Origin of the sequence: Streptomyces sp. NPDC049837 (assembly GCF_040674455.1) — a bacterium.
Taxonomy (GTDB): Bacteria; Actinomycetota; Actinomycetes; order Streptomycetales; family Streptomycetaceae; genus Streptomyces.
On sequence record NZ_JBFAMP010000012.1, the window covers coordinates 148,919 to 161,990 of the forward strand.

A 13,072-nucleotide genomic window follows, 5' to 3' on the forward strand; every position below is an offset into this window, starting at 1 on the left:
ATGGGGTCAGTCCTTCACCGCGCCGCCGAGCCCGGACACCAGGCGGCGCTGTACGAGTACGAAGAAGACCAGCACCGGGATGGTCATCACGGTGGAGGCGGCCATGATGCCGCCCCAGTCGTTCTCGTCCGGCTTGAAGAAGACGAGCAGGGCCATGGGGAGGGTCGACTGGGAGGTGTCGCTGATGATGAACGACTTGGCGAACAGGAAGTCGTTCCACGTCGAGATGAAGGAGAAGACGCTCGTCGCGACCAGCCCCGGCAGGACCAGCGGGAAGAGGATCTGCCACAGGAACCGTGCCCGGCTCGCGCCGTCGATGTACGCGGCCTCCTCCAGGGCCTCGGGGACCGCCTTGACGAAGCCGCGCAGCATCCAGATCGCGAAGGGCAGCGAGAACGCGATGTGCGGCAGGATCAGCGAGCCGAGGGTGTTGAGCAGGCCGAGGTCCCGCATGAGGAAGAAGAGCGGGATGGTCAGCGCCTCGATCGGCACCATCTGCGCGATCAGGAACATCACCAGCAGGGTCGTGCGGAACCGGAAGCGGAAACGGGTGACGGCCGTCGCCGCGAGGAAGGCGATGAGGGCGGAGGCGATGACGACGGCGGAGGCGACGAGCAGGCTGTTGAGGAAGTAGCGGCCGAAGTCCTGCTGTTCGAAGACGCGGCGGAAGGAGTCAAGGGACGGCGACAGGGTCCAGGGACGGGGGTCCGTGGACTGGATCTCGCCCGCCGGTTTCAGCGCGGAGAGGACCATCCAGTACAGCGGGAAGGCGACGACGGCCGCGACGAGCAGGGCGGCGGCCTCAGCGGCGAGGCGCCACGGGCGCCGCACACGGATCACAGCACGGATCACAGTTCCGCTCCCTGGCGGCGTATCAGGCGGAGGTGGACGAGGGTGATGGCGAGCAGGATCAGCAGCATGACGACGCCGATCGCCGAGCCCAGGCCGTACTCGGATGACGCGAAGGCCTTCTGGTACGCGTAGACGTTGAGGACGAGGTTCTGGCCGGCGATGCCGCCGCCGTTGGTCATGACGTAGATCTGGGTGAAGACCTTGAAGTCCCAGATGACCGACTGGATGGTGACGACGACCAGGATGGGCCGCAGCATCGGGGCGGTGACGGAGCGCCAGGTACGCCACTGCGAGGCGCCGTCGAGGGAGGCCGCCTCCAGGACCTCGGAGGGGATGGCCTTGATGCCCGCGTAGACGGTCACCATCACGAACGGGAACGAGCACCAGACGACTTCGAACAGCACGAGCGCGAAGGCGCTGTAGCGCCCGTACGTCCAGGAGAAGTCGCCCAGGCCGAACAGCCTGTTGACGGGGCCGAAGTCCGGGTCGAAGAGGAACACCCAGACGGTGGACCCCGTGATGGCGGGCGTCGCCCACGCGCCGAGCGCGGCGAGCATGAGCGCGAGGCGCGGCAGGGCGCGGACGCGGGTGAGGAGCACGGCGAGGGCGCACCCGACGGCCAGGGTGGCGACGACGCACGCGGCGGCGAACAGCACGGTGGCGAGGAGGACCTGCCAGAACTGCGGGTCGCGGAAGAGCGCTGCGTAGTTGCCCAGCCCCTGGAAGGAGGTCGGCTCGCCGCCGCTGACCTGGGCCTGGGTGTACTCCAGGAACGAGATGAGCCCGAGCTGGTAGATGGGGTGGACGAGCAGGGCGCCGAGCACGACGAGCGCGGGCGCGAGGTACATCCACGGCGTCCAGCCCCCGCGCCGCCGCGCGGCACGGGCGGCGTCGTGCGTCATGGAGTCAGCCCGCCGTCGAGGCGAACGCGGCGTTCATCTTCTCCGCCGCGTCGTCCGACGCGGCCGGCACGTCCTTACGGCCGCTCACGATCTCCTGGAACATCGTCGGGAGGACCAGCGAGGCGTCGATCCGGCCCCAGGCCGGGGAGGCGGGGACGAACCTGGTGCCGGCCGAGAGCGTGTCGATGAAGGGCTTCACGAAGGGCTGCTTCTTCGCCGCCTCCGACCGCACGTCCGTGTACGTCGGCAGGAAGCCCATCGCGTCGAACAGCTCGCGCTGCGCGTCCTTGCCCGCCAGGGACTTCATCAGGTCCACCGCCAGCGTGCGGTGCGAACTGCTCTTGAGCACGCCGACGTTGTTGCCGCCCGCGAAGGCGGGGGCTATCGAACCCGGCGTCACACCCGGCAGCGGAACGACCGCGTACGCGCCCTTCGCCTTGCCCGCCTCCACCGCCGCGTGGCTGAAGTCGCCGCTGATGGCCATCGCCGCCTTGCCGGAGGCGAAGGCCGTGACCGTCGCGTTGCCGCCCATGGAGGCGCACTTGGCGGCGGGGCAGTTGTCGTCGCCGAAGAGCGAGGTGTACGCGGCGATGCCCTTTCGGGCGGCCGCGCTGTTGATGGCCGAGGTGTACGAACCGCCCTTCTCCGTGGCGAGTTCGCCGCCGTTCGCCCAGATGAAGGGCAGCGCGCCGTACGTGTAGGCACCGCCGACGGCGATCCCGTACAGCTCCGGCTTCGCCTTGCGGATCTTCTTCGCGGTCGCGATCAGTTCGGTCTGCGTCCTGGGCGGGGTCAGGCCCAGCTCCTCGAACACGTCGGTGCGGTAGTACAGCGCCCGTACGCCGACGAAGAGCGGCGCGCCGTACACCTTCCCGTCCACCGTGACCGAGGCCCGCGCGGTCGGGTCGGTGTCCTTCGCGTCCTCCCAGGCGCCGAACTCGGCGCTGACGTCGGCCAGTCCGCCGTCCCTGACGTACCCGGCGGTGTCGGTGTTGCCGTACTCGATGACGTCCGGCGCGCTCGTGGGGTCGTTGAACGCGGCCTTGATGCGCTGCGCGCGGGTGTCGACGGGGATGTACTCGACCTCGACGCCGGCGCCGGGGTGCCGCTTCTCGAACGCGGCGACGACGGCGTCGACGACCCGCTCCTTGGGCTTGTTGCTGACCTCCTGGAAGAGCCAGACGCGCAGTGTGCCGGTCTTCGCGTCCTCCTTGGCGCCGGTGTCGGAGGTCTGCGGGGCGCAAGCGGCCACCGCGGTCATCAGGAGGACGGCGGCGACGGGGGCGGCGAGTCGGGCAGGAAGCTTCATGGGCGGATCCCCTCCGATGGCGTTGCAGCATACGCAACGATCGTTTCGTGCTGCACAACACGCAGGAGGTTAGGGCCGACCCGCGACCCCCACAAGAGGTCTCAACCACTCCGTGATCAAACGACAAAGGCCCCCGGGGCGCGTACACACGTACGCGCCGCGGGGGCCGTCGCCCGGCGGGCCCGGAGGCGGGCCGGGGACGTTACTTCTTGTCCTTGCCGCCCTTGTCCTTGTCGCCACCGGCGCCCATGGACTCGTAGATCTCCTTGCACATCGGGCAGACCGGGTACTTCTTCGGGTCGCGCCCCGGTACCCAGACCTTCCCGCACAGCGCCACCACGGGAGTGCCGTCGAGGGCGCTCGCCATGATCTTGTCCTTCTGGACATAGTGGGCGTAGCGCTCGTGGTCGCCGTCGCCGTGCGACACCTGCGGCGTCGGCTCTACGAGGGTCCCCGTACCTGCCCCGCGCTCGGGCTCAAGAGTGCTCATGAGCTCCAAGGGTACTCACGTCGGCGCCGTCCCGGGAGCGTGGCCCCACGCGCCCCCGCACCCGGATGTGAAGCCCGTCACGCGCGCGCCGGACGGTGGGCGGCCCCGGCGGACGACCGGGCAGCCGGCCGACAGATGGCCGAAAGTCACCGTATCGGCCAAAGGCTCAGTTCAGCGAGGGATCGTCCGGGTACGTGGCGATCATCGCCAGCTCGCTGCGCTGGCGACGCAGCACGTCCCGCCACAGGCTCTCGGGCCGTGGCGAGGAGACGTCACCCGGCTCGGAGTCCACGACGAACCAGGCACCTTCGGCGAGCTCGTCCTCGAGCTGACCCGGCCCCCACCCCGCGTACCCGGCGAAGATCCGCAGGCTGCCCAGGGCCGCGGCCAGCAGCTCCGGCGGGGTCTCCAGGTCCACGAGCCCGATCGCGCCGTACACCCGCCGCCAGCCCAGCGGGCCCTCGTCACCAGGGATGACGGCGAGCCCGAGCGCCGCGTCGAGGGAGACCGGTCCGCCCTGGAACACCACGCCCGGCTCACCGGCCAGCGGGGCCCAGCCTTCGAGGATGTCGCCGACACCGACGGGTGTCGGGCGGTTGAGGACCACGCCGAGGGAGCCCTCGTCGTCGTGATCGAGCAGCAGCACCACCGCGCGGTCGAAGTTCGGGTCCGCCAGCGCGGGGGTGGCAACGAGCAGCCGTCCTGTGAGCGAGGACACCTCGGTCATGCCAGACATGATCCCGCATCTCGGCCGTTCGCGGGGGGTGAGCGGCCGACTCGCGACGACCTGGCGCGAGCCGCAGCTCATGGGGCGGCCGGCGGCAGTCCTGGCCTAAAGCGGACCGTAACCCTCCGCAAGGGGGGAGGGACAGAGGGTGTTGTGCCGAATTCATTACATCTGACTGGCGTCCACGGGCTACCAAGAAGGCCACTCCGCCCCCTTACCCTTTTCCCTGGCCCCCTGCCCGACCTCTCCGGAACGCGAGATTCATGACCGGCACAGACGATGTACTGCTTGTCCACGGCGGAACCCCGCTGGAGGGCGAGATCCGCGTCCGCGGCGCGAAGAACCTCGTGCCCAAGGCGATGGTCGCCGCCCTGCTCGGCAGCGAGCCGAGCCGACTGCGCAATGTGCCCGACATCCGTGACGTCCGCGTCGTCCGCGGACTGCTCCAGTTGCACGGTGTGACCGTCCGCCCCGGCGAGGAGCCGGGCGAGCTCGTCCTGGACCCGACGCACGTCGAGTCCGCCAACGTCGCCGACATCGATGCCCACGCGGGCTCGTCGCGCATCCCGATCCTGTTCTGCGGCCCGCTGCTGCACCGCCTCGGCCACGCCTTCATCCCGGGCCTGGGCGGCTGCGACATCGGTGGCCGGCCCATCGACTTCCACTTCGACGTGCTGCGCCAGTTCGGCGCGACGATCGAGAAGCGGGCGGACGGCCAGTACCTGGAGGCCCCGCAGCGGCTGCGCGGCACGAAGATCCGGCTGCCGTACCCCTCGGTCGGCTCGACCGAGCAGGTGCTGCTGACGGCGGTGCTCGCGGAGGGCGTCACCGAGCTGTCCAACGCGGCGGTGGAGCCGGAGATCGAGGACCTGATCTGCGTGCTCCAGAAGATGGGCGCGATCATCTCCATGGACACCGACCGGACCATCCGGATCACCGGTGTCGACAAGCTCGGCGGCTACACCCACCGCGCCCTCCCCGACCGCCTGGAGGCGGCCTCCTGGGCGAGCGCGGCGCTGGCGACCGAGGGCAACATCTACGTGCGCGGCGCGCAGCAGCGCTCGATGATGACGTTCCTCAACACGTTCCGGAAGGTGGGCGGCGCCTTCGAGATCGACGACGAGGGCATCCGCTTCTGGCACCCGGGCGGGGCGCTCAACGCGATCGCCCTGGAGACGGACGTACACCCCGGTTTCCAGACCGACTGGCAGCAGCCGCTGGTGGTGGCCCTGACGCAGGCCGCGGGCCTGTCCATCGTCCACGAGACGGTGTACGAGTCGCGGCTCGGCTTCACCTCCGCGCTGAACCAGATGGGCGCGCACATCCAGTTGTACCGGGAGTGCCTGGGCGGCTCGGACTGCCGCTTCGGCCAGCGCAACTTCCTGCACTCGGCGGTCGTGTCGGGCCCGACGAAACTCCAGGGCGCGGACCTGGTCATCCCGGACCTGCGCGGCGGCTTCTCGTACCTGATCGCCGCCCTGGCGGCGCAGGGCACGTCGCGGGTGCACGGCATCGACCTGATCAACCGCGGCTACGAGAACTTCATGGAGAAGCTCGTGGAGCTCGGCGCGAAGGTCGAACTCCCCGGCAGCGCGATCGTCTGACGCCCCGTAAGACGGCTTTCGAGCCCTGGACGGCCCCTCGCCCCCGGCGAGGGGCCGTCGGCCGTTCCTGGGGCCCTCCAAGGCCTGTACGGGGCGTGTACCGGGCTTGTCCGGGGGCTGTACGGGCCGCGTACGGGCCGTGTACGAGCGGCGTACCGGACGTACAGGCCGTACGCCCCCCGCGCCGCCCACGCGCCGTACGGGCAGCCCACGCGCGCGTGGGCGGGGCCGGGTACGCCGAAGGGCGGCCGCCCCGGAGTGGGGTGGCCGCCCTTCTCAACGCGCCATGGGGGCTTACTTGCCCTTGGCGGCTTCCTTGAGCTTGGAGCCCGCGGAGACCTTCACGCTGAACCCGGCCGGGATGTTGATCGGCTCGCCGGTCTGCGGGTTACGAGCGGTGCGAGCGGCACGCGAGGTGCGCTCGAAGGTCAGGAAGCCGGGGATGGTGACCTTCTCGTCGCCCTTGGCGACGACCTCACCGACGGTCTCGGCGAGCGCGGCCAGCACGGCGTCGGCGTCCTTGCGGGTCACCTCGGCGCGGTCGGCCAGGGCGGCCACCAGCTCACTGCGGTTCATGTTCTTACTCCCGTGTTCTTCTTGCCTATGAGGCGTGCCACGCGGCGGAGCCGCATGTTCGGCCCAGCGAAGCCGATGCTGCCAGGGCCCTTGGACAGTCCCCGGACCGGGTCTGCTGTCAGACCCTCGCGCCCGAATACGCATCCTGCCCCCACCAGCGGCGGGAAAGCCAATCCGGCACCCTCCGGAGTCACACGAAAAGCGCCACAGCCCCGCCGTGGTGACGTTCGGTCGACTCCCCCGGGACTCTCCGAGACTCCCGGGGCCGGAACCGCCACCCTAAAGGCGGGTTCACGGCCCCGGGACCCGCGACGCGCCGGAGGTCAGGCGGACGTGGGCGCCGTCACACCGGCGCCGGCGGCCTTGGCGGCGTCGCGCACGGCACCCGCCACGGCGCCCGCGACCTTGTCGTTGAACACCGACGGAATGATGTAGTTCGGGTTCAGCTCGTCCTCGGTGACGACACCGGCGAGGGCGGTCGCCGCCGCGAGCATCATCTCCGTGTTGACCGTGCGCGACTGCGCGTCCAGCAGGCCGCGGAAGACGCCGGGGAAGACCAGCACGTTGTTGATCTGGTTGGGGAAGTCCGACCGGCCGGTGGCCACAACTGCCGCCGTCTGGCGGGCGATTGCGGGCTCGACCTCGGGGTCCGGGTTCGCGAGCGCGAACACGATCGCACCATCCGCCATGGCCGCCACGTCGTCGCCGGAGAGGACGTTCGGGGCGGAGACGCCGATGAAGACGTCGGCGCCGCGCACGGCCTCCTTCAGGGTGCCGGTGACGCCCTCGGGGTTGGTGTTGTCGGCGATCCAGCGCAGCGGCGACTCGGGGTCGGCGGAGACGAGGTCCTCGCGGCCCGCGTGCACGACGCCGTGGATGTCGGCGACCACGGCGTGCTTGACGCCCGCGGCGATCAGCAGCTTGAGGATGGCCGTACCGGCCGCGCCGGCGCCGGACATGACGACGCGTACGTCGCCGATGGCCTTGCCCACCACGCGGAGCGCGTTGGTCAGGGCGGCCAGGACGACGATGGCGGTGCCGTGCTGGTCGTCGTGGAAGACCGGGATGTCGAGGGCCTCGCGCAGCCGTGCCTCGATCTCGAAGCAGCGGGGCGCGGAGATGTCCTCCAGGTTGATGCCGGCGAAGCCGGGGGCGATCGCCTTGACGATCTCGACGATGGCGTCGGAGTCCTGGGTGTCCAGGCAGATGGGCCAGGCGTCGATGCCGGCGAACCGCTTGAAGAGGGCCGCCTTGCCCTCCATGACCGGCAGCGCGGCCTTGGGCCCGATGTTGCCGAGGCCCAGCACGGCGGAGCCGTCCGTCACAACTGCGACGGAATTGCGCTTGATGGTGAGGCGGCGGGCGTCCTCGGGGTTCTCGGCGATCGCCATGCACACGCGGGCGACGCCCGGGGTGTAGACCATGGAGAGGTCGTCACGGTTGCGGATGGGGTGTTTGGACGCCATCTCGATCTTGCCGCCGAGGTGCATCAGGAACGTACGGTCGGAGACCTTGCCCAGGACGACACCCTCGATGCCGCGCAACTGCTCGACGATCTCCTCGGCGTGCGCGGTGGAGGTCGCGGCGATGGTGACGTCGATCCGCAGCTTCTCGTGACCCGAGGCGGTCACGTCGAGGCCGGTGACCGAACCGCCGTGGGACTCGACGGCCGTGGTGAGCTGGGAGACCGCGGTGCCACTCGCGGGCACCTCCAGCCGGACCGTCATCGAGTACGAGACGCTGGGCGCCGTTGCCATGGCCGTGTTCCTCTGCTTTCCCTGGTTCGTTGCCGCGCCGCGCCGGCGGGTGGCCGGGCGGAGCCCTCCGATGGTCGCACCTACCTGCGAGTAGCAGGTAATAGCGGTCGTTTCGGTCGTAGAGTTTTCGGAAACTGTTTTCCACCATACGAGAGATGATGGTCTTGGCGGAAGCCCCAACGGGCAAACGACAGCAGGCCCGCGCCATCGGAGGATGACACGGACCTGCTGTGTACGACGTGAGTGGCACCGACCCGCCATGCTCGCCTCGCGGCAAGTGGTCGCTCGAAGCGACGAAGGTTGGGCCCGGGGGCTTGGATCGGGCCGGTGCCACACCCAGGCTAACAAACCGCCCCGGTAAGTGATTCCCCCATCGCCAGTTGACTCCGAATCAGGCCCGGAACGCGTTGTCCTCCGGGCCCCTCCTCAGTCCCTGAGCAGGTCCGGCACGCCCTCGGCGTCCGGCTCGTCGCGCCGCCCCGACACCACCGTGAGCTGCTGCGTCGCGCGCGTCAGCGCCACGTACAGCACCCTGAGGCCCGCCGGGGACTCGTCGGCGATCTCGGCCGGCGACACGACGACCGTCGCGTCGTACTCCAGTCCCTTCGCCTCCAGGCTGCCCAGCGCCACCACCCGGTCGCCCAGGTCCGCCAGCCAGCGCGCCGCCTGCTCGCGCCGGTTCATGGCCACCACGACGCCCACCGTGCCGTCCACCCGGTCCAGCAGCCGCCGCGCCTCCTCCCGCACCACGTCCGCGAGGTCACCGTCCCTCACGGCGACGAAACGTGGCTCCACGCCCGTCGAGCGGACCGCCCGGGGCGCCTCCATGCCGGGCATGGCGAGGGCCAGCACCTTTGCGGCGAGCTCCGCGATCTCGGCCGGGTTGCGGTAGTTCACCGTCAGCTCGAAACGGCGGCGCGGCCGGGTGCCCAGCGCCTCGTCCCGCGCCTCGGCCGCCTCGTCCGGCACCGACCACGACGACTGGGCCGGGTCGCCCACCACCGTCCAGGTGGCGTGCCGCCCGCGCCGGCCGACCATGCGCCACTGCATGGGCGTGAGGTCCTGCGCCTCGTCGACGATCACATGGGCGTACTCGGTGCGCTCCTGCGCCAGCCGCTCCGCCCGCTCGCGCTGGGTCTCCTCGCGCACCGGCATCAGCTCCTCCAGGCCGGTGAGCTGGTCCAGCGGGTCGAGCTCCCGCTTCTTGCGCGGGCGCGCCGGGGCGCCCAGCAGCGTCTGGAGCTCGTCCAGCAGGGCCACGTCGTGCACGGACAGCTCGTCGCGCCGCAGCGAGCGGGCCAGGCGCCGCACCTCGCCGGGGTTGAGCACCCGGCGCGCCCAGCGGCCGAGCCGCTTCTCGTCGGCCATGGCGGTCAGGACCTGGCGCGGGGTGAGCTCGGGCCACCAGGCGTTCAGGAACCCGATGAAGCTGTCCTCGGTGGTCACGTCCTCGTCGAAGGAGGAGCGCAGCTCGGCGGCCAGCTCCGGGTCGCCGGGGTGCCGGGATGCCGCGCCCGACTTGGCGTACAGGGCGTCCAGCAGCAGCTTGCGCGCCCGGGGGCGCAGCAGGTTGACCGGCGCAGTGCCGCCGAGCGCGGCGTGCCGGATGCGGGCCAGCTCCTCGCCCTCCAGCTCCAGGCGCCGCCCGAAGGCCACGACCCGCAGCCGCTCGGGCGCGTCGCCCAGCTCCAGGGCGCCCCGCACGGCCTTGCGCAGCACCGATCGCATCCGGGATGAGCCCTTGACGCGGGCGACGGCAGGCTCGTCGTACGCCGTGGCCTCCGCCCCGTCGACCAGGCTGCCGACCGCGCGGATCGCCACCTGGCCCTCCTCGCCCAGCGACGGCAGGACGCCCTCGGTGTAGGCGACCAGCAGCGGGGTCGGCGAGACGATCAGGATGCCGCCCGCGTATCTGCGCCGGTCCTGGTAGAGCAGGTAGGCCGCGCGGTGCAGCGCGACGGCGGTCTTGCCGGTGCCGGGGCCGCCCTCGACGTACGTCACGGAGGCGGCGGGCGCCCTGATGACGAGGTCCTGCTCCGCCTGGATGGAGGAGACGATGTCGCGCATGGTGTGGCTGCGCGCCTGGCCGAGCGCGGCCATCAGCGCGCCGTCGCCGATCACCGCCAGGTCCTCACCGCCGAGGCGGGCCTTCAGCTCGGGGCGCATCAGGTCGTCCTCGACCCCGAGGACCTTGCGGCCCCGGGAGCGGATGACCCGGCGGCGTACCACCCGGCCGGGCTCGACCGGCGTCGAGCGGTAGAAGGGCGCGGCGGCGGGGGCCCGCCAGTCGATGACCAGCGGCGCGTAGTCGGAGTCGAGGACGCCGATGCGGCCGATGTGGAGGGTCTCGCCGATGTCGGCGGTGTTGTCCGGGCGTACGGCGTCGTCGGCCGGCTCGATGGAGGTGTACGCGCCGTCGGGGCCCTTCTTGCCGTCCTTGCCGTACAGCAGGTCGATGCGGCCGAAGAGGAAGTCCTCGTACTCGTTGTTGAGCCGGTTGAGGTGGATACCGGCCCGGAACACCTGGGCGTCCCGCTCGGCGAGCGCGCCGGGCGTGCCGACCTGGCCGCGCTTGGCGGCGTCGTTCATCAGGAACTCCGCCTCGTGGATCTTCTCCTCGAGGCGGCGGTACACCTGATCCAGGTGGTCCTGTTCGATACCGATCTCTCGGTCCCGGACCGTATCGACACCACGATCGACACCACGGTCGGCTTCCTGCGCGGCCACCGAGGCCCCCTTCTGACGTGCTGGGCAGCCGTCGAGCGTACGCCACGGGAGGGGGGTATGTCAGGCGGTGGCCGCGGGGACCTCCACCAGGCGCTGTCCGTCGAACGTCCGGACCTCGAAGTGATCGATGTCGTTCCGGTCCATGGCCGCGCCGCCGTGGACGTACAGCGGGTTCTTGCCGACGTCGTGCGTGCTGCCCGGGATGCCGTAGCCCCACTTCGGGACGGCCCAGGACGTGACGACCTCCTCCTCGCCGGTCTTGGAGACGGCGATGAGGTTGCACTTCAGCGGGCCCTTGACGTTCTTGAGCTCCAGGACGGTGTGGGTGCCCCAGGCCTTCTTCTCCATGCCGACAGTGGCGCTGACCTTGGTGGACGCGTCGGTGTGCTGGACCTTCTCCTCCATGTGGTGGAAGAAGGCGTCCTCGGCGGGGCTGGTCGGGTGGGGGTCGGCGGCCTGGTTGGTGCGGTCGGTGTCGTCGCCGCCGGAGGTGGCGACGAACGCTGCCGCGGGCCCGGCGATGATCAGCGCGGCGGCCGCCGCGACCAGGAATCGGCTGCGGCGGCGGCGCTGGGCGCGCTTGAGCGCGACCTCGTCGACCAGGCGGTCGAGCATCGGCGCCGGTGGGGCGCCCGGGGCACCCGGCCGTTCCGGCATCGGGAGGACGACGGGCCGGGTCGCCGGGCCTGGGGCCTCGGCGAGCATGGCCAGCATCGGTTCCATCCCGGAGAACTCCTCCAGGTGGTGGGCGCACAGGTCGCAGCCCGCCAGATGCGCCTCGAAGGCGGTGGCTTCGGCGTCGTCCAGAATGCCGAGCACGTACGCGCCGACGGCGTCGTGCACCGACTCGTTCCCCTGTGGAGCGTGGTGCGACGTCATGCCGAGATCCCCCTCTCCTCCAGCGCGAGCTTCATCGAACGCAGTGCGTAGAACACCCGGGACCGGACGGTCCCGCTGGGTATGCCGAGGGTCTCGGCAGCCTCGTTGACCGTACGCCCCTTGAAGTACGTCTCGATCAAGACTTCCCGGTGGGCCGGGGTCAAATCGTCGAGCGCATCAGAGAGCGTCATGAGCCACAACGCCTTGTCGATCTCGTCCTCCGCGGGCATGACCTCGAGCGGCGACGGGTCGACCTCCTGCGGCCGGGCCTGCCGGCTTCGGTGGCCGTCGATGACGATACGCCGGGCGACCGTCACCAGCCAGGGTCGGACAGAGCCGGTCGCCCGATTGAGCTGACCGGCGTTCTTCCAGGCACGGATGAGCGTCTCCTGTACGACGTCCTCGGCTCGCTGGCGGTCGCCGGCGACGAGGCGGAGCACATAGGCGAGCAGGGGCCCGGCGTGTTCACGGTAGAGGGCCCGCATCAACTCTTCGTCCGGGACGTCGGGTTGGGTGCGTGCGGGCACCGCTCGATGCCGGGCTCGATGCGTCCCCCGACGGTCATCGGCCACGGCGGCATCCTTGCGCACCTGGAACCTCCCGGTCGAGACCTTGATCTGACTCGTTGTCTCCCATCACTACGGAAGCGGCGGCGGATCGTCTCAACGCGCGGAGATTTTTTCTCAGGAAGTTTCGGAACTAGCCGTGGGTACGCGCCCGGTGACGGGCCACGCGCTCTCTGTTGCCGCATGTTTCGCTGGAGCACCAGCGGCGCCGGTGCCCGCGCGAGGTGTCGAGGTAGACGCGGTCGCAGCGGTCGCCCTCGCACTGGCGGAGCCGGGCACGGGCCACCGGGTCGGTGAGCAGCTCGACGGTGTCGCGGGCGACGACCGCGAGGAGGGCGCCGCAGTCGGGCGGGGTGCTCAACGCCCGGACGAGGCGGCCCTCCTGGCCGGGTACGGCGCGGAGGGCCGGGGGCGGGGCGGCGGCGAGGGAGTTGAGGTGGTCGAGGCGGGGACCCGCGTACCGGCCGCGCCCGTCGAGTTCGTCCCGTACCAACGCGTCGATGTCACCGGCCAGTTCGGCGAATCGCCGCGCCCAGTGTTCGTCCACCCCGTCGAGCGGTGTCCCGGCCGGTACGAGTCCGGCGGTGACGAGCCACTGCGCGAGCCGCCCGGCGTCGGACGGGGGCTCGGCCATCAGGTCCAGGCAGAGCCGCCCGGAGTGGAACCGCCATGCCACCATGCGC

The 13,072-nt window shown here is 70.8% G+C and carries 12 protein-coding genes; 1 reads left to right on the forward strand and 11 read right to left on the reverse strand.

Annotated features, from left to right (window positions below; genetic code table 11):
- Positions 1 to 6: 6 nt before the first annotated feature.
- The 5 genes from AB0J57_RS28610 to AB0J57_RS28630 all read right to left on the reverse strand — a co-directional run bounded on the left by AB0J57_RS28610 (position 7) and on the right by AB0J57_RS28630 (position 4,280).
- The gene (locus tag AB0J57_RS28610) at positions 7 to 852 is read right to left on the reverse strand and encodes a carbohydrate ABC transporter permease (protein WP_366131216.1); all 846 of its coding nucleotides are present in this window, start codon (positions 850 to 852) and stop codon (positions 7 to 9) included.
- A complete protein-coding gene (locus AB0J57_RS28615) occupies positions 849 to 1,754 on the reverse strand; it encodes a sugar ABC transporter permease (RefSeq protein WP_366131217.1) in 906 nt (301 codons plus the stop codon). Before AB0J57_RS28615 ends, AB0J57_RS28610 begins: the two co-directional genes overlap by 4 nt.
- Positions 1,755 to 1,758: 4 nt before the next feature.
- Positions 1,759 to 3,063: an extracellular solute-binding protein gene (locus AB0J57_RS28620; RefSeq protein ID WP_366131218.1), complete on the reverse strand. Its 1,305-nt coding sequence runs from the start codon at positions 3,061 to 3,063 to the stop codon at positions 1,759 to 1,761.
- Positions 3,064 to 3,265: 202 nt separating this feature from the next.
- Positions 3,266 to 3,553 carry a DUF3039 domain-containing protein gene (locus tag AB0J57_RS28625; RefSeq protein WP_023588437.1) on the reverse strand — a complete coding sequence of 96 codons (288 nt, stop codon included), beginning with the start codon at positions 3,551 to 3,553 and terminating at the stop codon, positions 3,266 to 3,268.
- Positions 3,554 to 3,719: 166 nt separating this feature from the next.
- The gene (locus AB0J57_RS28630; protein WP_351813618.1) at positions 3,720 to 4,280 is read right to left on the reverse strand and encodes a YqgE/AlgH family protein; all 561 of its coding nucleotides are present in this window, start codon (positions 4,278 to 4,280) and stop codon (positions 3,720 to 3,722) included.
- 263 nt (positions 4,281 to 4,543) lie between these two features.
- Between AB0J57_RS28630 and murA the strand changes: the two genes are divergently transcribed.
- Positions 4,544 to 5,884, forward strand: coding sequence for a UDP-N-acetylglucosamine 1-carboxyvinyltransferase (murA, locus tag AB0J57_RS28635; protein ID WP_126886772.1), 1,341 nt, complete (start codon positions 4,544 to 4,546; stop codon positions 5,882 to 5,884).
- Positions 5,885 to 6,178: 294 nt separating this feature from the next.
- On the opposite strand, the gene AB0J57_RS28640 is transcribed toward murA, so the two are convergent.
- The 6 genes from AB0J57_RS28640 to AB0J57_RS28665 all read right to left on the reverse strand — a co-directional run bounded on the left by AB0J57_RS28640 (position 6,179) and on the right by AB0J57_RS28665 (position 13,068).
- A complete protein-coding gene (locus AB0J57_RS28640; RefSeq protein WP_084894445.1) occupies positions 6,179 to 6,460 on the reverse strand; it encodes an HU family DNA-binding protein in 282 nt (93 codons plus the stop codon).
- A gap of 323 nt (positions 6,461 to 6,783) precedes the next feature.
- Complete coding sequence (locus AB0J57_RS28645; protein ID WP_366131219.1) at positions 6,784 to 8,217, reverse strand: NAD-dependent malic enzyme; 1,434 nt, start codon at positions 8,215 to 8,217, stop codon at positions 6,784 to 6,786.
- 426 nt (positions 8,218 to 8,643) lie between these two features.
- On the reverse strand, positions 8,644 to 10,944 hold the full coding sequence (locus AB0J57_RS28650) for a UvrD-helicase domain-containing protein (protein ID WP_366131220.1): 2,301 nt from the start codon (positions 10,942 to 10,944) through the stop codon (positions 8,644 to 8,646).
- Between the two features lie 60 nt (positions 10,945 to 11,004).
- Complete coding sequence (locus AB0J57_RS28655; RefSeq protein WP_366131221.1) at positions 11,005 to 11,823, reverse strand: zf-HC2 domain-containing protein; 819 nt, start codon at positions 11,821 to 11,823, stop codon at positions 11,005 to 11,007.
- On the reverse strand, positions 11,820 to 12,413 hold the full coding sequence (locus AB0J57_RS28660) for a sigma-70 family RNA polymerase sigma factor (RefSeq protein ID WP_366131222.1): 594 nt from the start codon (positions 12,411 to 12,413) through the stop codon (positions 11,820 to 11,822). Before AB0J57_RS28660 ends, AB0J57_RS28655 begins: the two co-directional genes overlap by 4 nt.
- 109 nt (positions 12,414 to 12,522) lie before the next feature.
- Positions 12,523 to 13,068, reverse strand: a complete 546-nt coding sequence (locus AB0J57_RS28665) for a CGNR zinc finger domain-containing protein (RefSeq protein WP_366131223.1) — start codon at positions 13,066 to 13,068, stop codon at positions 12,523 to 12,525.
- Positions 13,069 to 13,072 lie beyond the last annotated feature (4 nt).